The sequence below is a fragment of the Bradyrhizobium sp. genome (genome assembly GCF_049798375.1).
Taxonomy (GTDB): Bacteria; Pseudomonadota; Alphaproteobacteria; order Rhizobiales; family Xanthobacteraceae; genus Bradyrhizobium.
In genome coordinates this window covers 1-18,930 of sequence record NZ_JBARGP010000064.1, presented here as the reverse complement: position 1 = coordinate 18,930, position 18,930 = coordinate 1, and the positions used below count along the sequence as shown (strand labels likewise).

Sequence of the window (18,930 nt, the reverse complement as noted above, 5' to 3'; positions counted from 1 at the left end):
GCGACAAGGTGCGCATCGACCTCAACAAGGGCACGGCCAACATCCTGATCTCCGAGGACGAGGTCAAGAAGCGCCACGCCGATCTGAAGGCCAAGGGCGGCTTCCCGCAGCCCGCCAACCAGACGCCTTGGCAGGAGCTTTATCGCAACACCGTCGGCCAGCATGCCACCGGCGCCTGCATGGAGCTCGCCACCCGCTATCACAACATCGCCGGCACCGTCGGCGTGGCCAGGGATAATCACTGATCCAACCGGCGTCATTGCGAGGAGCGACAGCGACGAAGCAATCCAGGACTGCGCGCGCAACTCCGGATTGCTTCGCTTCGCTCGCAATGACGAATACAAAAATCGCATTCCGAGGAGACAGCCATGTCCGACCGCCTCAAGGGTAAGCGCGCCTTTGTCACCGCAGCCTCCGCCGGCATCGGCCGCGCCTGCGCCATTGCGTTTGCGCGCCAGGGCGCAAGCGTGTTCGCGACCGACATCGACGAGAATGGCCTCGCCACGCTGAAAAACGAGGGCATCACCGACACCGCGCGGCTCGATGCCCGCGATACCGCCGCCGTCAATGCGATCGCCGACAAGGTGGGCCGCGTCGACATCTTGCTCAACGCCGCGGGCTTCGTGCACCACGGCACCATCCTCGACTGCACGGACGAGGACTGGGATTTCTCCTTCGACCTCAACGCCAAGTCGATGCACCGCACCATCCGCGCCTTCCTGCCGAAGATGCTGGAGGCCCGCCGCGGCTCTATCGTCAACATCTCGTCGGGCGCCGGCGTGTTCAAGGCCGCGCCCAACCGCTACGTCTACAGCGCCACCAAGGCAGCTGTCGCAGCGCTGACGCGCGCGGTGGCGGCGGATTTCGTCGGCAAGGGCATCCGCTGCAACTGCATCTGCCCCGGCACGGTGCAGACGCCCTCGATGCTCGGCCGCGCCGCGGCCGCAGGTCCTGACGGGCTCGAGATGTTCGTGTCGCGCCAGCCGATGGGCCGGCTCGGCACGCCGGAGGAGATTGCCGCGCTCGCGGTCTATCTCGCCAGCGACGAAAGCTCCTTCACCACCGGCGTCGCCCACGCCATTGATGGTGGTTGGACGCTGTAAGCACTCTCCGTCATTCCGGGGCGCCCGCAGGGCGAGCCGGAATCTCGACATGAAGTGCACGCAAGCCAATCTCGAGATTCTCGGTGCGCAATTGTGCACCTGAGGGTTCGATGCTTCGCATCGCCCCGGAATGACGGCAAATCATTACCTGAGAAAGAAACGTTCATGAACCAGATCGACCTCAACAACCGCTGCGCCGTCGTCACCGGGGGCGCGCAGGGGTTTGGCCGCGCCATCACCGAGCGCTTCGTCGCTTCAGGCGCCAGGGTCGCGATCTGGGATCACGACCTAAGGCTTGCGGAGAAGACCGCGAAGGAGATCGGCGACGCCGTGATCGCGGTGAATGTCGACATCGCCGATGCCGCTGCCGTCGAGCAGGCGCGCGACGCGACCTTGAAGGCGTTCGGCAGGATCGACATCCTGGTCAACAATGCCGGCATCACCGGCAAGAACGGGCCGGTGTGGGAGACCGATCTGACCGATTGGCAGCGGGTGATGCGCATCAATCTCGACGGTCCCTTCATCTGCTGCAAGGCTGTTGTGCCGACCATGCTGACGCAGAAGTATGGCCGCATCGTCAACATCGCATCCATCGCCGGCAAGGAAGGCAACCCCAACGCCGCGCACTACTCGGCGTCGAAAGCCGGACTTATTGCTTTGACGAAATCACTAGGCAAGGAGCTCGCCGGCCACGACATCCTGGTCAATGCCGTGACGCCGGCCGCGGCTAAGACCGCGATCTTCGACCAGATGACGCAGACCCATATCGACTTCATGCTGTCGAAGATTCCGAAAGGCCGCTTCGTGCTGGTCGAGGAATTGGCGGCGATGGTGAGCTGGCTGGCATCTGCGGATTGCGCCTTCTCCACCGGCGCGGTGTTCGACATTTCCGGCGGACGCGCGACGTATTAGTTCGCGAGGTGAAGCTTGCTGGGCGGCGACCGAAGTCCACCTTTCCCGCTGGGAGAGGTCGGGTCGCATCGTCAGATGCGATCCGGGTGAGGCGCTACGGTCTATCTTTGTGTGGCCCTCCCTCACCCGACGCTGCGCATCGACCTCTCCCCGATGGGGAGAGGTGAACCGAATTCGTCGAACGAGTTGCTATCCTATTGAGGAGCACACGATGACCCATGAAGGCGGATGTCTGTGCGGCGCAGTGCGCTACAAGGCCGAGGGCGAGCCGCTCAATGTGCGCGTCTGTCATTGCCGCAATTGCCAGAAGGCGATGGGATCGCCGTTCTTGGCCCGCGCCTTGTTTCCACAGGATGCGTTGACAGTCACCGGCGAGACCGCGCGTTATTCGACCTCGGAGCACCTCGATCGCGTGTTCTGCCCGCGCTGCGGCACACGGCTGTTTTCCTGGCGTAGCAACGGCACCGCGGCCGGCGTCGCCCTGGCGACGTTCGACGACCGCAATGCCTTTGCGCCGTCAGATCATATCTGGGTGTCGGAGAAGATGAACTGGGTCTGCCTCGACGACGGCCTGCCGCAATATCCGGAAGGGCCGTAGCGGTGGGAACCCGGAGTTGATATCTGTGCTGCTCATCGCTCCGGAAACCTGCCTTGCCCTTCTCTCCCTATACCTTCTCCGTCTGGGTGCTGCCGATCATCATCGCCATCACCTTCCATGAGGCGGCACATGGCTTCGTGGCCTGGCGCTTCGGCGATGATACCGCGCTGAAGCTCGGGCGCGTCAGCTTCAACCCGATCCGGCACATCGACCCCTTCGGCACGCTGCTGCTGCCGGCCATGCTGCTGTTCACGGGATCGCCCTTCCTGTTTGGCTATGCCAAGCCGGTTCCGGTCAACTTCCGCAATTTGCAGCCGCTCCGGCTCGGCATGGTGATGGTGGCCCTGGCGGGGCCGGCCACCAACATCGTGCTGGCGTTTGCCGCAGCCCTCGCGTTCCACGCCCTGCCCCTGGTTCCGGCCTCCAGCGCCCAATGGGTGTTCGACAATCTCAAGAATGCCATTCTGCTCAACATCATCCTCGCCGTGTTCAACATGATGCCGATCCCGCCGCTCGACGGCGGCCGCGTCGCCGTCGCCATCCTGCCGCGGCCTCTGGCATCGCCGCTGGCGCGGCTGGAACCGTTCGGCATGCTGATTCTGGTTGGATTTTTGATCCTGCTGCCCTTGGCAGGCTCCCAGTTCGGTCTAAATCTTGATGTGGTTTCAAGGCTGCTGCGCGCTGCGACCGATTCTCTCGTCAGGCTCCTTCTGATATTAACCGGCAATACCTAGGCCCAGCCCGTTGGGCCGGGATGAGGAAACGAGACCCGAGGCCCCTTTGGTCAAAGCTGCTGATATGATGATTGCGCGCCGGGCCGATACACGGGCCCGTGCCGATTTTGCGACCTGGAAGATGATCGCCAAGCTCAATGGCGCATCGGGGTTGACGCCGCAGGCCCAGGAATTTCTCGCGAGTTACAAGACCCGGCTCGAACAGACATCGTCGGAGCACGAGGCGACCGAGGCCACCATCGGCGAGATGTACAAGGCCTATTATGCCGAGATGGGCGGATATGGCGCACCGCCGGAGGTAAAATCAGTCCCGACTGAACCCGTGACCGATAACGTCACCGCGTTCCGCCGGCTGCCGCCCAAGCCCAAGGCGGCGCCGAACGGGCAAGCAGCCAAGCCCCGGCTTCCAGTCGCGCTGATCTTTGCCTGCCTCTGCGTGATCTATATCGGGATCAGGCTTTATCTGCGCTGATCAGCCGTTGTGCAGCCTCGGAGCGGCCAGCCTGCCTATTTAGGTGGACTGAAATTCACCGGCAGAGTGAAGGGGAATTCGTCGTCGGTGAGGCCAGCCGGCGGCTTCGGCACGGGATCGGAACGGCGGACCATCGCTACCGCAGCTTCGTCATAGGCCGGATCGCCCGAGGACTGCGACACGTCCACCGAGACGACGTGGCCAAGCCGGTTCAGCACCAATGCGAGCTTGACCTGCGCCTTTGCCTTCCTGCCTTCCGGGAATTTCTTGTGAAGCTCGAAATAGGCGCTGATCTTCTTGCCCCATCTGGCCGTCTCGCGCTGCTTGTCCTTGCCGATACCACTGTTCGGCGCCTTGACCTTTTCCGCCTCGGGCGCGTCTTCGATCGCTTTTTGTGAGCTATCCACGGACGCGTCGACCTGGTCGGCCGCGTTGGTCTTCACCGTCTGGACCTTTTCTTCCTCAGTCGGCTTTTTCACGTCGCTGGTGGTGACGACGCGGTCCGCCTCTTCGGTCTCGGTCGGCACGTCCTTTTGCAGATCGGTCTGCTCGACCTCGGCCTTCTGCTCCTGCGCCCCGTTCTGAGGTGCCTGCGCTGTGGAGTCGACGCCGGCCGGCAGTTCATCCTCCTCGATCTTGGGCGAGGCCATCTCGATATCGATCACCTCGGCGCCGCTGGCGCCCAGGCCGCCGTCATCCTCGTCGCCCTTGAGCGTTGCCAGCGCGAACGCGGCTCCGCCGAGATGCAGCGCGAGCGCGATCACGGCCGCACAAATCCACAGCCGCCGCGACGTTCTCTCTCCAGTGTCGAGATCGCTCATCGCCCGCCTCGTCACGGCTTCGCAGCGTCGGCCGGCAGCCCTGGCGCGGAGGATGCACCTTCGAGCGCGGTCACCTTGAACTTATAATGACCTTGCCGCAGGATCTCCCACACCGAGAAAACCTCACCATAAGGCACGGAGCGATCAATCCGGAGCAACACTGTACGTTCTCGCGAAGGATCGGTCATCCGCGTGTCGAGTTCGTGGATGAGATCGATTCGCTTGACCGCGTTCTCGTCGATCGCCAGCGACAGATCCGGCTTGATCGAGACATAGGTCGGCTTGTCCGGCTTCTTCTGCGGCACAGCCGTCGAGGTCGGCAGGTCGATCGGCAGGTCGACGGTCGAGAGCGGCGCCGCCACCATGAAGATGATCAGCAGCACCAGCATGACGTCGATGAACGGCGTCACGTTGATGTCATGGGTCTCGTCGAAATCGTCGTCGAGATCGCCTTCGGAGAGCGAAACCGCCATAGCCTACTGCGCCTCCTACTCCGCCGCGCGCGAATGGATGCCGACCTGGTTGCGATCGAGATCGCGCGACAACAGCCGCCCGGCCACCCCCGAGGCACGGCCGACCAGCTCCAGATAGGCTTTGGTGACGCGCGAGAAATGATTGTAGATGATGACGGCCGGGATCGCGGCGGCGAGACCGACGGCGGTGGCCAGCAGCGCCTCGGCGATACCGGGCGCCACCACCGCGAGGTTCGTGGTCTGCGACTTCGAGATGCCGATGAAGCTGTTCATGATGCCCCAGACGGTGCCGAACAGGCCGACGAACGGCGAGATGGCGCCGACGGTCGCGAGCAGGCCCATGCCGATGCGGACGCGGCGTGCTTCGGCACGCGTGATCTCGGTGAACACCGAGGCCGCACGTTCCTTGATGCCAGCCTCGTTATGAATGCCCTGCGACAGCCGCAGCTCCGCGATAGCGGCTTGCAGCAACGATGCCAGCAGGTTTCGCGACGATCCCAGCGCAAGCTGCGCCTCCGCGAGCGATTTGGCACCTGACACCTTGCGCAGACCGCCGCGCACCTGACGGCGCAGCACCGAGAACTCGATGCTCTTGGCGATCAGGATGGTCCAGGTTGCCAGCGACGCCAGCGCAAGGCCGATCATGACCGCCTTGACCAGGATGTCGGCATTCATGAACATGGTCCAGGGCGACAATTCATGCAGGCCCGTGGTCAACGACCGGGCGGAGCGGCTGCTGTCGGCGCTCGCTTCCGGAGCCGACGGAGCAGCAACGGGCGCGCCGACCACATTCGCCGACGTGGCGGCATTCGGCGTGGCCACGAGTTGCTGAGCAGCAGCCGGCTCCTGCGGCTTGCTCGCCGGGGCGGTCCCTTGCACGACAGCCGGCGCAGCAGCTTGCGCGGGCGGTTGCGTCGCCTGCTGCGCGTGCGACGGCGGCATTGCCGACGCCAACGCGAATAGCACTACGAGGGCAGCCCTCGAACGGATCAATGTCGTCTTCATACTTCGGCCCAGTAGCGGATCAGATTGTGATAGATGCCGGTCAATTTGACGGTCTCGGGATCGTCGCGTCCCAGCCGTTCCGTCAAGCCCTGAATCGCCGTGTCGAGATCGAAGATCATGCTACGGGCATGTCCATCCCGTATCATGCTCTGCATCCAGAAAAAAGAGGCGACGCGGGCGCCGCGCGTCACCGGCGTCACCATGTGAAGGCTCGATGCGGGATAGAGCACCGCGTCGCCCGCCGGCAGCTTGACCTCGTGGGAACCGTAGGTGTCCTCGACCACGAGCTCGCCGCCGTCGTAATCCTCGGGCTCGCTGAGAAACAACGTAATCGACAGATCGGTGCGGATGCGCAGGCCCGTCAAGAGATCGCCGCGCACTGCGTTGTCGACGTGAATGCCGAAGTGATGGCCGCTGGACGCCGCATAGCGGTTGAACAGCGGCGGAAAGATCTGCAGCGGGATCGCCGCCGCAAGGAAGCGCGGATGCTTGGTCAGCGCCGAGATGATGCGCTGCCCGAGCTTGCGCGCCACCTCGCTGTCCGGCGGCAATTGCTCGTTGCGCTTGACCATGGCCGACTGCGCCCCCGCGGTCGAGCGGCCGTCCTCCCAGTCGGCCGCATCCACGATGCGGCGAAACTCGGCGACCTCGTCCTTGCTCAGAACCTCGGGGATGCAGATCAGCATGGTTTTCCTTTAGTAGCGCGCCGAGAGCACGACGTAAGCCGCCCTGCCCGGTGCCTCCAGCACGAACGGTGCCGCGCTCTGATAGAGGGCGTCGTAGTAGCGCTTGTCGAAGATGTTGTTGACGAACAGCTTCGCGGTCCAATGCTTGTCGATCTTGGCCTCGGCAAAGGCATCGAAGCGCCAGTAGCTCGGGATCGAGGTACCCTGGTTCGCCGCCAGCAGCGTGCCGCCATAGATCTTCGAGCGGTACACCGCCTGGCCGCCGAGCTCCCAGGTATCGTTGAGCTGATACTTCGTGAGCATGCTGAACGATTGGTGCGCGATGTTGGCGAGCGGCAAGCCGACATTGGTGCTGTAGAGCGCGGTGTTGGCCGAAGGCGCGAGCGACTTCGTCACCTCCGACTGCATCAGCACCAGGCCGCCGAATACGCTCCATTTGTCGGTGATCTTGCCGCCGACGCCGAGATCGATGCCGCGGACACGATAAGCCGCGCCTGCGGTGATACAGGAGACGTTACCGGTTGTTCCGGCCGGGACCGAACAGCCGGCCGGGATGCTGGTGCTCGCGCTGTTGATATTTCGCGCTTCTCGCGCGTTTTCCTTATCGGTCTGGAACAACGCCGCCGTTACGAGAAGATGACGATCAAACAGCTCCCACTTGGTGCCGACCTCGATGGCCTTGTTCTTTTCCGGCCCGAAGATCTGGGTGTTGCCGCCGGCAAGCGACGGGTTAAGGCCGCCATAGGCGGTGCTGGTGCCGTCGAACTCGGCTCCGACCGGATTGGCCGAGGTCGCATAGGCCGCGTAGACGCTGCCGTTCGGCAGCGGCTTCAGGGTCAAACCAAGATTGAAATCGGGAATGCCGAACTCGGCCTTCTGCGTGCTCACGATCGACGCCGTTGAGCCCGTGCCGTAGCCCGAGGTCCTGATCGAGTAATCGTCATAGCGGACGCCGCCGTTGAGGATCAGGAGATCACGGTAATTCGCCGTGTCCAGCACATAGCCGCTGACGGTATCGATGCCGATCTTGGTCGGCTTCCCCACGAGCGACGGAATTCCGAATGGCGCATTGGTGAATTGCGGATTGAAGATGCTGACGCCGGGCTGCGATCCACCAGGAGTTGGTGTCGGCCCTGTCGTGAGCTCGGAAGCAAGACCGTTGTAGCTGTCGATCGAAGACCGTTCGTTGTCATATTCGATGCCGGCCAGCACGGTGTGCTTGAAGCCCGCGCCGTCGTTGAACTTGTAGGTCGCCTCGGTCTGGTTGGCGAAGACATCCGTGGCCTGGTAGCGGCTCTGCGGATTCGCCGTGAGCGTGCCCGTGGCGAGCGACGGCGATTCCGGCAGCGTCCCGATGTAGTTCTGGGTCGAGTGGGATTCCCGGGTCTTGTTCGAAATCGTGAGGTCCGGCGTGATCTGGACCTCGGTGTTGATGGTGCCGATGTCCTGTCCTGTCCGGTAGAAGTCGCGATTGACGAAACCGTAGAAATTCCTGCGGTTGACGCCGAAATCCGGGAACGGACCGCCGGCCGTGCTCGAGGTGCTCGGCCGGTAGTAGGGCACGCCGAAATCCGGAATTCCGGTCAGCTCGGTATGGATGTAGTTGCCGGTGACCTTGACCGCGTCCGTCGGAGTCCATGTGCCGGCGACGAACGCGCCATCACGGTTGTCGGTGACATAATCGCGGCCCGCGACATTGGCGTCCTGGAACAGGCCACCGGCGCGCAACGCCAAGGTCGGGCTGATCACCTGGTTGACGTCGAGCGTCACCCGCTTGGTCTGATCGGTGCCAAACGTGGTGTCCATATTGTAGAAGCTCTTCTCGGTCGTGGCCTGCTTGGTCACGATGTTGATCGCGCCGCCGGCGGTGCCGCGGCCGGCAAAGGACGACGCCGGACCGCGCAGGATCTCGACCTGCTCGGTGAAGAAGTTCTCGCGCACGCTGACGCCGGCATCGCGCACGCCGTCGATGAAGACGTCGTTGCGGGCATCGAAGCCGCGAATGAAGAAACGGTCGCCAAAGGCGTTGCCGCCCTCGCCGGTGCCGAGCGTGACGCCAGCGGTCGAGAGCACGGCCTGCTTCAGGTTGGTGGCGTTCTTGTCCTCCAGCACCTCCTTGCTCAGTACGGTGACCGATTTCGGCGTGTTGAGCAGCGGCTCGGGGAACTTGCCCGACGCCTGCAGGTGATCGACCTTGTAGGGCGCGGCCGCGTCCGCGTACGGATTGCGGTCGGCGCTCAGCCCGCCGGCATTCGGGAACGGCACCGCAGCGGCTTGTTGCGTCGCCTGCTGACGCTGGGCCGCGCGACGGAGTGCATTGCGCGCACGGATCTGGTCAGCCGTCGGCTTGGCTGCGACTGGCTTGTGGCGCGCCACCGGCGCATCGACATTGACCGGCGGAAGGTCGGATGCAGGCGCGGCCTCGGCGGCCCCCGAGACCGACGCCACGGCGATCAGGCCGGCGACCGCCGACATGCCTTTGCCGGAGACGTCAAACTTACCCTCTCTCGGCTTGACCGCTGCCAATGTCCGCAGAGATCGCGGTGTAATGACCTGTCCCATTTGACTGTTCACGCCCCTGGATTCCGATTCCCATGCTGCTGCGGACTCCCCCACATGCAGCCTGTGAATGGTCGTATCGGGCGGGTCTGACAGGGTCAATTTGAACGGCTCAAGGCGAGGCTTGAATAGGTCCAGATCAAAACGATTCTAAACTGCAGCCCTGCGCCAAAGCTCCGTGTGGCAAAAACGGCCTGTCTGGGATGCAAAAACGTCGATGCACCTGCTGCAATACTCGCCTTGCCGCCGGTCACCGCAGCTAATCGCTGCTCGGCGGCTTCATCAGCGAGAACAATTCGTCGACGGTCTGCTGCGCGATCTGCCGCACGCGGTCGGAATTGTCGATGCCGCCAATTCCAATGCCCTTCACCACCGCTTTGATCTCGTCGCGGAAATCGGTGAGGAAGCGCAAGGGATCGCGCTGCTCGTTGGCGACGCGTGCGATCAGGCCGGTCACCAGAATCTGGCAGGCGAGCATCTTTCCGTTCAGTTCGTCCATTCCAAACCCCATCGTCGTTTTCGCGATATGGCCGGGCATGCCGAGGCCAGGCAACAGTGCGGACTTGAAAGTCGCTCTACGAGCTTTGGAATCATTCCAAACGGTCGACGCTGCGAAGCGCCGGAAACAGCATCATCCAGAGCAGTGCGACTGCGACGGTGCCGAGGCCGCCGAGCTGGCTCGAAGCGTTGATGAAGAGATAGTTGATCGCGCCGACCTTGCCCCGCATGTCATCCGGGGTCATCAACTGCACCAGTGAGACGCGGATCACGACGCTGATCGTGTCGGCTGCGCCCATCGCGGCGAGCGCGGCACCGTCAACCAGAGATGATGTGACAGCGCAAACACCGCGGTCGCGACGCCAAAGGCGATCACCGCTTCGAACATGCGCAGGCCGATCCGCCGAGATGATGCCGCGCCGGATAGGCCGTCATCAGGAGCGCGTGCATAGATTTGCCAACCGATCGCCACGGCTGCAACCTGGTAGGCGAATTCCGAACAACTTCGCGCGAGAAGATAGAACAGCAGCGGTGGATGTCTGATCAGACTGGCCGCCTTGCCTGTCGCGACCGACGATTCAGATGTCAATTGAGCCGCTTCGCGGATAGGCCGCGCGCGCACCGAACCGACTTCTAGTCAGCATGATGCGAGGGCTTGGTGTCACGCGGTGGGCAGCATGAGGATATCAAATTTGGCGACCGGCGCATGACGCCCGTCGATTTACGGGATCACGACTTCGCCGCGACATGATCCGTGGAATCGGACTGCGCCTTGATGCGCTCCTTGATGTCGACCAGCGTCTTGAGGCTGCTGGCGATGACCTCGTCGGGAATACCATCGAGCACATTTTTGGCGATGTCGTCGCGCAGGCTGTCGAGTTCGTCGACGAGGCTGCGGCCGGCCTCGGTGAGGAACAGCTGATTCGCGCGGCGATCCCTGGGATCGTGGCGGCGTTCCAGCAACCCCTGCTCCACCAGCCGGTCAAGTAGCCGGACCAGCGAGATCGGCTGCAATTCCAGGACGTCGGCGAGGTCGACTTGTGATAAACCCTCACAGGCGCGCAACCGGAACAGCACCACCCATTGTGCACGGGTAGTCCCGCGCTCCTTGGCACGATGGTCAATATAGTTGCGCAGGATGCGTGAGCTTTCGACAAGCTGGCTGATCAATTGCCGTTTAAGATTGAGTGACATCCCTGGGATATCCCGGAAGCTTGCCAATTGTTTAGGTTTCTACGATCTCTAATATGTTTACACATTAAGTGCACGCATACTATATCTGGAACGCTGGGAACGCTATCGAAGGCCGGTTATTCTTCTCCTTCCAGCATATGAGCCAACATGAAGACGTCACGGACTATCAGTTGGATCTTGCTGCTCGCGGCCCTCGGCGGGGCCGGCTACTATGGCTGGCAACGCTATCATGGCGCGGAAGAGGCAACGCGCGCCGAGGCCCAGAAGGCGGCGCGGCCGTCGGCCGTGCGTGTCACGACCGCCCCCGTCGAAAAGACTGATTTTCCGGTCTATCTGACCGGGCTCGGCACGGTCCAGGGCTTCAACACCGTACAGGTCCGGACCCGGGTCGACGGCCAGATCGACAAGATCGCGTTCAAGGAGGGCCAGATCGTCAACCAGGGCGACCTCCTGGTCGAGATCGATCCGCGCCCGTTCCAGGCGACGCTCGATCAGGCCAAGGCCAAGAAGGCGCAGGACGAAGCCAATCTCGCCAACGCCAACCTCGATTTGCAGCGCTACACCAAGCTCGGCGAATTCGCGACCAAGCAGCAGACCGACACCCAGCGTTCCACGGTGGCGCAGCTCACCGCGCAAATCGCCGCCGACGATGCCGCGATCGCGAACGCGCAGACCCAGCTCGACTACACCCAAGTGAAAGCGCCATTCTCAGGCCTCGCGGGCCTGCGCCAGGTCGATATCGGCAACATCGTCAATGCCTCGACCCAGACCGGCATTGTATCAATCGCCCAGATTGAACCCATCGCGGTGATCTTCACCGCGCCGGAAGAGCAGCTTCCCTACATCAACGAAGGTCAGAAGGCGGGGCAGCTGAAGGTGATCGCGATCACCACCGACGGCAAGAAGCCGCTCGCCGAAGGCAAGCTCGCAGTGGTCAACAACCAGGTCGACACGACCAGCGGGACTATTCGGCTGAAGGCGGTGTTCGACAACAAGGACCACGCGCTGTGGCCGGGCCAATCGGTGTCGACACGGCTTTTGGTGAAGACCTTGAAGGATGCTACGGTGGCCCCGGACGATGCCATCCAGCACTCGACCAACGGCCTTTATGCCTACACGGTGAACCAGGACAACAAGGCCGAGTTGCACAAGGTGAAGGTCAGTTCGTCGATTGACGGCAGGTCTGTCGTCGAAGACGGGTTGAGCCCCGGGCAGCAAGTGATCACGGGCGGTCAGTTCAAGGTCCAGCCAGGCACACTGGTCACCACGGCGGTGGCAAGCCAGGAGCCGGCGCAAGCTAAGGTCCGGCAGGAATGAGCGCGAACGGCGGCGGCATCTCCGCACCTTTCATCCGCTACCCGATCGGCACCTCGCTGCTGATGGCGGGGATCCTGTTCATTGGTCTTGTCGCCTATCCGTTGCTGCCGGTCGCGCCCTTACCGCAGGTCGACTTCCCGACCATCCAGATCACGACCAGCCTTCCGGGCGCCAGCCCGGAGACGATGGCGACCTCGGTGGCGCAGCCGCTGGAGCGGCAATTCGCCCAGATTCCCGGCATCGCCCAGATGACATCGACGAGCTATCTCGGCACGGCGTCGGTCACCATCCAGTTCGACCTCAATCGCAGCATCGACGGCGCCGCCAACGACGTGCAGGGCGCCATCAACGCTGCCTCCGGTCAGTTGCCGAAGACGCTGCCTTCGCCGCCGACCTATCGCAAGGTGAACCCGGCCGACTCGCCGATCCTGCTGCTGTCGGCCACCTCAGACACGCTGCCGCTGACGTCGGTGTCGGATGCGGTCGACGCCCAGCTGGCTCAGCAGATCAGCCAGATCTCCGGCGTCGCGCAGGTCATCATCGGCGGCCAGCAGAAGCCGTCGGTCCGCGTCCAGATCGATCCGGCCAAGCTCGTCGCCAAGGGCCTGTCGCTGGAGGACGTCCGCAGCCAGATCGCGATCACCACCGTCGACAGCCCGAAAGGCAATGTCGACGGCGAGCGGCGTGCCTATACGATCTACGCCAACGACCAGCTCACCGATTCCAAGGATTGGAACGACGTCATCATCGCCTACCGCAACGGCGGTCCACTGCGGATCAAGGACATCGGCCAGGCGGTGACCGGGCCTGAAGACGCCAAGCAGGCGGCCTGGGCCAACGGCAAACGCGGCGTGTTCCTGGTCGTCTTCAAGCAGCCCGGCGCCAACGTCATCGAGACGGTCGACAAGATCAAGGGAATGCTGCCGCGGCTGGTCGCTGCGATCCCGCCGGCGATCAAGATCGACCTCATCTCCGACCGCACCACCACCATCCGCGCCGCCGTCGAGGACGTCCAGTACACGCTGCTCCTGACCATCTTCCTGGTGGTGATGGTCATCTTCGTCTTCCTGCGCTCGTTCTGGGCGACCGTGATCCCGACCATCACCGTGCCGTTGGCGCTGCTCGGCGCCTGCGCGCTGATGTGGGTGTTCGGCTACACGCTCGACAATCTGTCGCTGATGGCGCTGACCATCGCGGTGGGTTTCGTGGTCGACGACGCCATCGTCATGCTCGAGAACATCTCGCGCTATGTCGAGGAAGGCGAAGCGCCGATGGTCGCGGCCTATCGCGGCGCCAAGGAAATCGGCTTCACCATCGTCTCGATCTCGATCTCGCTGGTCGCGGTGCTGATCCCGCTGCTCTTGATGGGCGGCATCATCGGGCGCCTGTTCCGCGAATTCGCCGTCACGCTCACCATGACCATCTTCGTCTCGATGGTGGTGTCGCTGACCCTGACCCCGATGATGGCCTCGCGCTTCCTGCGCGGCCACGACGAGATCCAGCACGGCAAGTTCTACCAATGGAGCGAACGCGGCTTCGAGGCGATGCTTCGCACCTACGAGCGCAGCCTCGACTTCGCGCTGCGCTGGAAGTTCGCGACCCTGATGGTGTTCTTCGCCACCCTCGGCCTGTCGGTCTACCTCTTCATCCTGATCCCGAAGGGCTTCTTCCCGCAGCAGGACGTCGGCCTGATCACCTCGACCTCGGAGGCTTCGCAGGACATCTCGTTCCGCGCGATGCAGGCGCGCCAGGAGGCGCTGGCCAAGATTGTGATGGAAGATCCGGCCGTAGCATCGACCGCGATGGCGATCGGTGGCTCCGGCCGTGCGGGCAACAACGGCAGCATGTATATCACCTTGAAGCCGCGCTCCGAGCGTGACGCCTCGGCGCAGCAGATCATCGGCCGCCTGCGGCCGAAGCTCGAGAAGGTCGAGGGCGCCCGCCTATACATGCAGGCGGCGCAGGATATCCGCCTCGGCGGTCGCCCGACCCGCACCCAGTTCGAATTCACCTTGCAGGACGCCAATCTCGGCGAGCTCAACGAATGGGCGCCGAAGATTCTCGAGAAGATGAAGACGCTGCCGCAGCTGCGCGACGTCGCCACCGACCAGCAGACCAACGGCACCACCGTGCAGCTCACGATCAACCGCGACACCGCCTCGCGCTACGGCATCACGCCGCAACTGATCGACGACACGTTGTATGACGCGTTCGGCCAGCGCCAGGTCGCGCAATACTTCACCCAGCTCAACTCCTATCATGTGATCATGGAGATCCTGCCCGAGCTGCAGGGCAATCTCGACACGCTGAACAAGATCTATCTGAAGTCGCCGACAACAGGCGACCAGGTGCCGCTGTCGACCTTTGCGAAATGGACCACCGTGCCGGTGCGCCCGCTGTCGATCAGCCACCAGGGCCAGTTCCCGGCGATCACGATCAGCTTCAACCTCGCCCAGGGCGTTGCGCTCGGTCAGGCCACCCAGGCCGTGCAGCAGGCGATGGTCGAGCTCGGCACGCCGGCAACGCTGAACTCCAGCTTCCAAGGTACCGCACAGGCGTTCCAGCAGTCGCTGTCCACGGTGCCGCTGCTGATCCTCGCGGCGCTGGTCGTGGTCTATCTGATCCTCGGCATCCTCTACGAGAGCTACATCCACCCGATCACGATTCTCTCGACCCTGCCCTCGGCCGGTGTCGGCGCGCTCGCGATCCTGATGGCGTTCGGCTACGATTTCAGCCTAATCGCCTTGATCGGTGTCATCCTCCTGATCGGCATCGTGAAGAAGAACGGCATCATGATGGTCGACTTTGCGATCGCGGCCGAACGCGACCAGCATCTCGTGCCCGAGCAGTCGATCCGGCAGGCTGCCCTGCTGCGCTTCCGTCCCATCATGATGACGACGATGGCGGCGATGCTGGGCGGCGTGCCGTTGATGCTCGGCACCGGCACCGGCTCGGAGATCCGCCAGCCGCTCGGCTATGCCATGGTCGGCGGCCTGCTCGTGAGCCAGATGCTGACCCTGTTCACGACGCCTGTGGTCTATCTCTATCTCGACAAGCTCAACAATGCCTTCTCGCGCTGGGGCCACGCCCATATCGCGCACGAGCCCGAGACCGACGAGCACAGCGCCGTCAAGGAAGCGGCGGAATAATCCGCCGCTTGGCCGTGAATTCCATGCGTTTCTTGGCCCTTGCGTGCTTGCCAAGCCCTGCCACATGCAGGTAGAAGATCGCCGTGCGCGACCCGCTGATTTGGCCTCAAGCCATGTTTCGCGTACGACCTCCGGGCAGCTAGCCAAACGCTTGAAACTGCTCGGAAATCCGTTGGGGAATGGTGTAACGGTAGCACAACAGACTCTGACTCTGTTTGTCTTGGTTCGAATCCAGGTTCCCCAGCCACCTTCGGTTTTTTCGTTTCCTCATCATCAAGAGAGACGGCCGCGTTCTAAGCAGGGAGCGTTGGAACGGCCGGGACATGCCGCGCGCCTTGAGGTTGTGCCTGTCCTTCCGAACCCTGGACAACCCGCTGATGCTATCGAACAGGGGTGTTCGATCACAACAAAGCGTGTTCGCCTTGTGGCGCTCATGTCTTCGGGTCGGATTGCTTGTTATCGCGCACGGGCTCGGCGCTTTGCTGGCGTAATACCAAGCGGCGCAATCTCCGCGGCTAAGGGGTGGATCCGCCGTTCGGATCATGATCCTCATCGCGCAGCCTCGCCGGTTCGTCATAGCCGGCCCGGCTGCTGTAGAACACCAGGGCCATCAGGCCGACACCTACGACCATTGACGCGATGACGCCGAAGGCAAGCGCGAGATAGCCTGCCGCCGGGACGTCCGTACCAGGCGCCGACGACCAGCCGGAGACCGCAAGCCAGATCACGGCCACCAGCATGCCCAGCAAGACCGCAAGCAGGACATAGGCGCCCCAACTCAGGGCACGCGCGCTGACGAGAAGATCGCGCCAGACCGCATTCATGGACGAAGCCCAATTCATCTGCCGCCTCCCGTGCATCCGCGAACGTGTCGACTGGCTACCATGCGATATCAGCGCATTTGCCGCCATCGCATACCCATCGATATAGGGAGATCCCGTCGCTTCCGTAGCCCTCTTCCATTGCCATGTGACGCAGCTGGTCGGATCCGCTGGGGGATCGATCGGGTTCCGATCCGGCCCCCTGACAAATCGGCCGCGCCAGAAGACGTGGCGCGGCCCGTGCAGCCGGCTCAGCCCCGCACCAACCGATGTGTGGGACTTCCTCACGATCGCCGATCGGCGATCACTGGATCAACTTCGCATCCAGCGTAATGGTGGCGTTGAGGACTTTTGACACCGGACAGTTGTTCTCGGCCTCGCCGGCGAGGCGGGCAAACGTCGCCTCATCGCAATTTGGCACCTTGCCGCGCAGGGTCAGCGCCGATTTGCTGATCTTGAAGCCCTTGCCGTCCGGCTCCAGCGTCACCGCGGCTTCCGTCTGCAGTTCAGTCGGCGTCAGACCGGCGCCCTGCAGTCCAAAGGCCAACGCCATCGTGAAACAGCCGGCATGCGCAGCGGCGATCAGTTCCTCGGGATTGGTGCCCTTCTCGTTTTCGAAACGGGTCTTGAACGAATATGGGGTCTCGGCGAGCACGCCGGAGTCGCTGGAGAGACGACCGTTTCCCTCCTTGCCGGTTCCTTGCCAGAGCGCCTTCGCTTTACGGATCATCCGCTTCTCCTCAGAATCTGGTTGTCAGCCGCACATGAGCCCGACGGCAACGGCAACCGCCCTTAACGCGCGGCGCTCCCTCCTTAAAGCCGCAACAACCGCGCGCTCTTCCAGACTCGCACGACATTGGGTCAGAGCACGTCACGAAGCGGCGACTGGATGGCGCAAACAATCAAGGCGCGCTGGCCATCGCCGGCGCGCCTCGGGACGGCGATCTATCCTCGTTGCTAACGTGCGCCCCGGAATGACGAAGCCTGCCTCACAGCCTTCCGCCGGCCAGTGCCGGCGAACGCGGCCGCCCGATGTTGTCGATCGCCTTCGGCATCGGCGAGACCGGAAAGATCGCATTGATCTGGCCGGTGCCCGACGATGGGAAGAACGGCGTCACCACTTCGACGCCACGGTCGTAGTGATTCCACCCCAATGCTCCGAGCAGCATCGCGGTGTCGTGCATGAAGCCCTCGCCGTGGCCCTTGGAGGCATATTCCGGCAGCATGTCGCAGAAATCAGGCCACTCGCCCTGCTCCCACATCTGGATCACCTCGTGATCGAGACGCTCCAGGAACGGGCTGAACATCTTGTCGCGGTAGTCGTCGGCGGTGCCGTTCTGCGCAAACCGATGGCTCAGCGAGCCGGAGGCCAGGATCGCAACCGTGCCTTCATAGTCGTCCTCGATGGCGCGGCGGATGGCCCAGCCGAACTTGGCGCTCTCCCACAGATAGTGCGAGGTGCAGAGCGCGGAGATACAGATCACCTTGAAGTGCCGGTCGGCATTCATGTAGCGCATCGGAACCAGGGTGCCGTATTCGAGCGCGAGCGAGGTCGCATCGTGCGCCATGGTGACGACGCCATGCTTGTTGGCGCTATCGGCCAGCATCCGGCCAAGTTGCGGATTGCCGTCATATTCGTAGCGCATGTTGGCGATGAAATGCGGCAGCTCGTTCGAGGTGTAGAGCCCCTCGAAATGCGGCGCGCAGTTGATGTGATAGGCCGCGTTCACCAGCCAGTGGGTGTCGAACACGACGATGGTGTCGACGCCGGCCTCGCGGCAGCGCCGGCCGATCTCGATGTGACCGTCGATCGCCGACTGCCGCTTGCCCTTGCCCGGCCCGTCGACCTCGCTGAGATACATCGAGGGCACATGGGTGATCTTGGCCGCGAAAGCGAGCTTGCCCATCGCCGAATTCCTCCCGTCCTGCGTTCCCCGGCCGCCCCGGGGCGGCGTTTGACGCAAGATAGCCGCCCCGGCCGTCGGTGCAAGGCACACGAGGCGCGGGCCCCGGTTGCCGGAACACGGTCCCGATGTTCGAGCAGCCGAAGTCAGGAGATGCCATGCAGCGGCATCAGCGCGAGGCGAGATAGACCTGCCGATAGCGCAACACCTCGCCCGGCGCGGTCGCGCCTGTGACCGGCACCAGGGTGACCAAGAGATTGTCCTTGTCAGTCACCGCGGCCGCCTGCTCCTGCGACAGCGGGAAGCCGAAATTGCGCGTGATGACGGCCTGCGGCCCCAGTGTGCGGGCCCCGGTGGACGGGACCACGACGATATTGCCGAGATATCCGGGCTCGGGTCCCTGCGCCGGCCCCGTGACATCAGGACGGTTGAGGAAGACCTGCACCACTGCACCGCGATCGGCGCGCAGCTGGACACCGTCGATACGCAGCACCAAGGTCGAGGGTGTGGCAGCGGCGGCGAGTGCCGTGACGCGCTGCTTCGCCTCCTGCACGATCGGGATCTGCAACGTCACCGGCCGGGGCGGCAGCGGCGTTGCGGTTGCCGCGGTGGGCGCGGAGGCTAACGGCGCGCTCAGCGGCCGCACTTCGGCGATCCGGACCGGTCCCGACGGCTGCGCTGCAG

General features: G+C 63.3%; 18 protein-coding genes, 1 tRNA gene and 2 pseudogenes. 9 read left to right on the top strand and 12 right to left on the bottom strand.

What is annotated here, in order from left to right; all coding sequences use genetic code 11:
- The 6 genes and pseudogenes from WA702_RS02700 to WA702_RS02675 form a co-directional block, all read left to right on the top strand.
- Window positions 1-245, top strand: a pseudogene (locus tag WA702_RS02700) (dihydroxy-acid dehydratase); the annotation flags it as partial.
- A gap of 123 nt (window positions 246-368) precedes the next feature.
- Window positions 369-1,103: an SDR family oxidoreductase gene (locus WA702_RS02695; RefSeq protein WP_425108981.1), complete on the top strand. Its 735-nt coding sequence runs from the start codon at window positions 369-371 to the stop codon at window positions 1,101-1,103.
- A gap of 165 nt (window positions 1,104-1,268) precedes the next feature.
- Window positions 1,269-2,015, top strand: coding sequence for an SDR family NAD(P)-dependent oxidoreductase (locus tag WA702_RS02690; RefSeq protein WP_425108980.1), 747 nt, complete (start codon window positions 1,269-1,271; stop codon window positions 2,013-2,015).
- Window positions 2,016-2,226: 211 nt separating this feature from the next.
- A complete protein-coding gene (locus WA702_RS02685) occupies window positions 2,227-2,613 on the top strand; it encodes a GFA family protein (RefSeq protein ID WP_425108979.1) in 387 nt (128 codons plus the stop codon).
- Window positions 2,614-2,666: 53 nt separating this feature from the next.
- Window positions 2,667-3,347, top strand: a complete 681-nt coding sequence (locus WA702_RS02680; protein ID WP_425108978.1) for a site-2 protease family protein — start codon at window positions 2,667-2,669, stop codon at window positions 3,345-3,347.
- A gap of 64 nt (window positions 3,348-3,411) precedes the next feature.
- Complete coding sequence (locus tag WA702_RS02675) at window positions 3,412-3,819, top strand: hypothetical protein (protein ID WP_425108977.1); 408 nt, start codon at window positions 3,412-3,414, stop codon at window positions 3,817-3,819.
- A gap of 35 nt (window positions 3,820-3,854) precedes the next feature.
- Here WA702_RS02675 and WA702_RS02670 read toward each other — a convergent pair whose 3' ends face one another.
- From WA702_RS02670 to WA702_RS02635, 8 genes and pseudogenes are all read right to left on the bottom strand, one after another.
- Complete coding sequence (locus tag WA702_RS02670) at window positions 3,855-4,640, bottom strand: TonB family protein (protein ID WP_425108976.1); 786 nt, start codon at window positions 4,638-4,640, stop codon at window positions 3,855-3,857.
- 11 nt (window positions 4,641-4,651) lie between these two features.
- Window positions 4,652-5,113 carry a biopolymer transporter ExbD gene (locus WA702_RS02665; protein WP_425108975.1) on the bottom strand — a complete coding sequence of 154 codons (462 nt, stop codon included), beginning with the start codon at window positions 5,111-5,113 and terminating at the stop codon, window positions 4,652-4,654.
- Between the two features lie 15 nt (window positions 5,114-5,128).
- The gene (gene exbB / locus WA702_RS02660; RefSeq protein ID WP_425108974.1) at window positions 5,129-6,118 is read right to left on the bottom strand and encodes a tonB-system energizer ExbB; all 990 of its coding nucleotides are present in this window, start codon (window positions 6,116-6,118) and stop codon (window positions 5,129-5,131) included.
- Window positions 6,115-6,804: a Fe2+-dependent dioxygenase gene (locus WA702_RS02655; RefSeq protein WP_425108973.1), complete on the bottom strand. Its 690-nt coding sequence runs from the start codon at window positions 6,802-6,804 to the stop codon at window positions 6,115-6,117. Before WA702_RS02655 ends, exbB begins: the two co-directional genes overlap by 4 nt.
- Window positions 6,805-6,813: 9 nt before the next feature.
- Window positions 6,814-9,366: a TonB-dependent receptor gene (locus WA702_RS02650; protein WP_425108972.1), complete on the bottom strand. Its 2,553-nt coding sequence runs from the start codon at window positions 9,364-9,366 to the stop codon at window positions 6,814-6,816.
- 256 nt (window positions 9,367-9,622) lie between these two features.
- Complete coding sequence (locus WA702_RS02645; protein WP_425108971.1) at window positions 9,623-9,862, bottom strand: hypothetical protein; 240 nt, start codon at window positions 9,860-9,862, stop codon at window positions 9,623-9,625.
- Window positions 9,863-9,953: 91 nt separating this feature from the next.
- Window positions 9,954-10,380: pseudogene (locus tag WA702_RS02640) on the bottom strand (MFS transporter); the annotation flags it as partial.
- Window positions 10,381-10,590: 210 nt separating this feature from the next.
- Window positions 10,591-11,055, bottom strand: a complete 465-nt coding sequence (locus tag WA702_RS02635; protein WP_425108970.1) for a MarR family winged helix-turn-helix transcriptional regulator — start codon at window positions 11,053-11,055, stop codon at window positions 10,591-10,593.
- 147 nt (window positions 11,056-11,202) lie between these two features.
- On the opposite strand from WA702_RS02635, the gene WA702_RS02630 reads away from it, so the two are divergent.
- The 3 genes from WA702_RS02630 (at window position 11,203) to WA702_RS02620 (ending at window position 15,768) form a co-directional block, all read left to right on the top strand.
- Window positions 11,203-12,372 carry an efflux RND transporter periplasmic adaptor subunit gene (locus tag WA702_RS02630; protein ID WP_425108969.1) on the top strand — a complete coding sequence of 390 codons (1,170 nt, stop codon included), beginning with the start codon at window positions 11,203-11,205 and terminating at the stop codon, window positions 12,370-12,372.
- The gene (locus WA702_RS02625) at window positions 12,369-15,521 is read left to right on the top strand and encodes a multidrug efflux RND transporter permease subunit (protein ID WP_425108968.1); all 3,153 of its coding nucleotides are present in this window, start codon (window positions 12,369-12,371) and stop codon (window positions 15,519-15,521) included. The genes WA702_RS02630 and WA702_RS02625 overlap by 4 nt, the downstream gene beginning before the upstream one ends.
- Window positions 15,522-15,694: 173 nt before the next feature.
- Window positions 15,695-15,768, top strand: a tRNA-Gln gene (locus tag WA702_RS02620).
- 268 nt (window positions 15,769-16,036) lie between these two features.
- Here the strand turns inward: WA702_RS02620 and WA702_RS02615 are convergent.
- From WA702_RS02615 to WA702_RS02600, 4 genes are all read right to left on the bottom strand, one after another.
- Window positions 16,037-16,363 (bottom strand): hypothetical protein, encoded by a 327-nt coding sequence (locus WA702_RS02615; protein WP_425108967.1) that lies wholly within the window; start codon window positions 16,361-16,363, stop codon window positions 16,037-16,039.
- A 283-nt stretch (window positions 16,364-16,646) separates the two neighbouring features.
- Window positions 16,647-17,072, bottom strand: coding sequence for an OsmC family protein (locus WA702_RS02610; RefSeq protein WP_425108966.1), 426 nt, complete (start codon window positions 17,070-17,072; stop codon window positions 16,647-16,649).
- Window positions 17,073-17,331: 259 nt separating this feature from the next.
- Window positions 17,332-18,249, bottom strand: a complete 918-nt coding sequence (gene hpaD / locus WA702_RS02605; RefSeq protein ID WP_425108965.1) for a 3,4-dihydroxyphenylacetate 2,3-dioxygenase — start codon at window positions 18,247-18,249, stop codon at window positions 17,332-17,334.
- Between the two features lie 166 nt (window positions 18,250-18,415).
- A partial coding sequence (locus WA702_RS02600) for a hypothetical protein (protein WP_425108964.1) occupies window positions 18,416-18,930 on the bottom strand: 515 nt, incomplete at its 5' end.

Excerpts from the sequence above, each read along its gene's own strand:
- WA702_RS02695 (WP_425108981.1), top strand. The coding sequence starts at position 369 with ATGTCCGACCGCCTCAAGGGTAAGCGCGCCTTTGTCACCGCAGCCTCC.
- WA702_RS02690 (WP_425108980.1), top strand. The coding sequence starts at position 1,269 with ATGAACCAGATCGACCTCAACAACCGCTGCGCCGTCGTCACCGGGGGC.
- WA702_RS02685 (WP_425108979.1), top strand. The coding sequence starts at position 2,227 with ATGACCCATGAAGGCGGATGTCTGTGCGGCGCAGTGCGCTACAAGGCC.
- WA702_RS02675 (WP_425108977.1), top strand. The coding sequence starts at position 3,412 with ATGATGATTGCGCGCCGGGCCGATACACGGGCCCGTGCCGATTTTGCG.
- WA702_RS02670 (WP_425108976.1), bottom strand. The coding sequence starts at position 4,640 with ATGAGCGATCTCGACACTGGAGAGAGAACGTCGCGGCGGCTGTGGATT.
- WA702_RS02665 (WP_425108975.1), bottom strand. The coding sequence starts at position 5,113 with ATGGCGGTTTCGCTCTCCGAAGGCGATCTCGACGACGATTTCGACGAG.
- exbB (WP_425108974.1), bottom strand. The coding sequence starts at position 6,118 with ATGAAGACGACATTGATCCGTTCGAGGGCTGCCCTCGTAGTGCTATTC.
- WA702_RS02655 (WP_425108973.1), bottom strand. The coding sequence starts at position 6,804 with ATGCTGATCTGCATCCCCGAGGTTCTGAGCAAGGACGAGGTCGCCGAG.
- WA702_RS02650 (WP_425108972.1), bottom strand. The coding sequence starts at position 9,366 with ATGGGACAGGTCATTACACCGCGATCTCTGCGGACATTGGCAGCGGTC.
- WA702_RS02645 (WP_425108971.1), bottom strand. The coding sequence starts at position 9,862 with ATGGACGAACTGAACGGAAAGATGCTCGCCTGCCAGATTCTGGTGACC.
- WA702_RS02635 (WP_425108970.1), bottom strand. The coding sequence starts at position 11,055 with ATGTCACTCAATCTTAAACGGCAATTGATCAGCCAGCTTGTCGAAAGC.
- WA702_RS02630 (WP_425108969.1), top strand. The coding sequence starts at position 11,203 with ATGAAGACGTCACGGACTATCAGTTGGATCTTGCTGCTCGCGGCCCTC.
- WA702_RS02625 (WP_425108968.1), top strand. The coding sequence starts at position 12,369 with ATGAGCGCGAACGGCGGCGGCATCTCCGCACCTTTCATCCGCTACCCG.
- WA702_RS02615 (WP_425108967.1), bottom strand. The coding sequence starts at position 16,363 with ATGAATTGGGCTTCGTCCATGAATGCGGTCTGGCGCGATCTTCTCGTC.
- WA702_RS02610 (WP_425108966.1), bottom strand. The coding sequence starts at position 17,072 with ATGATCCGTAAAGCGAAGGCGCTCTGGCAAGGAACCGGCAAGGAGGGA.
- hpaD (WP_425108965.1), bottom strand. The coding sequence starts at position 18,249 with ATGGGCAAGCTCGCTTTCGCGGCCAAGATCACCCATGTGCCCTCGATG.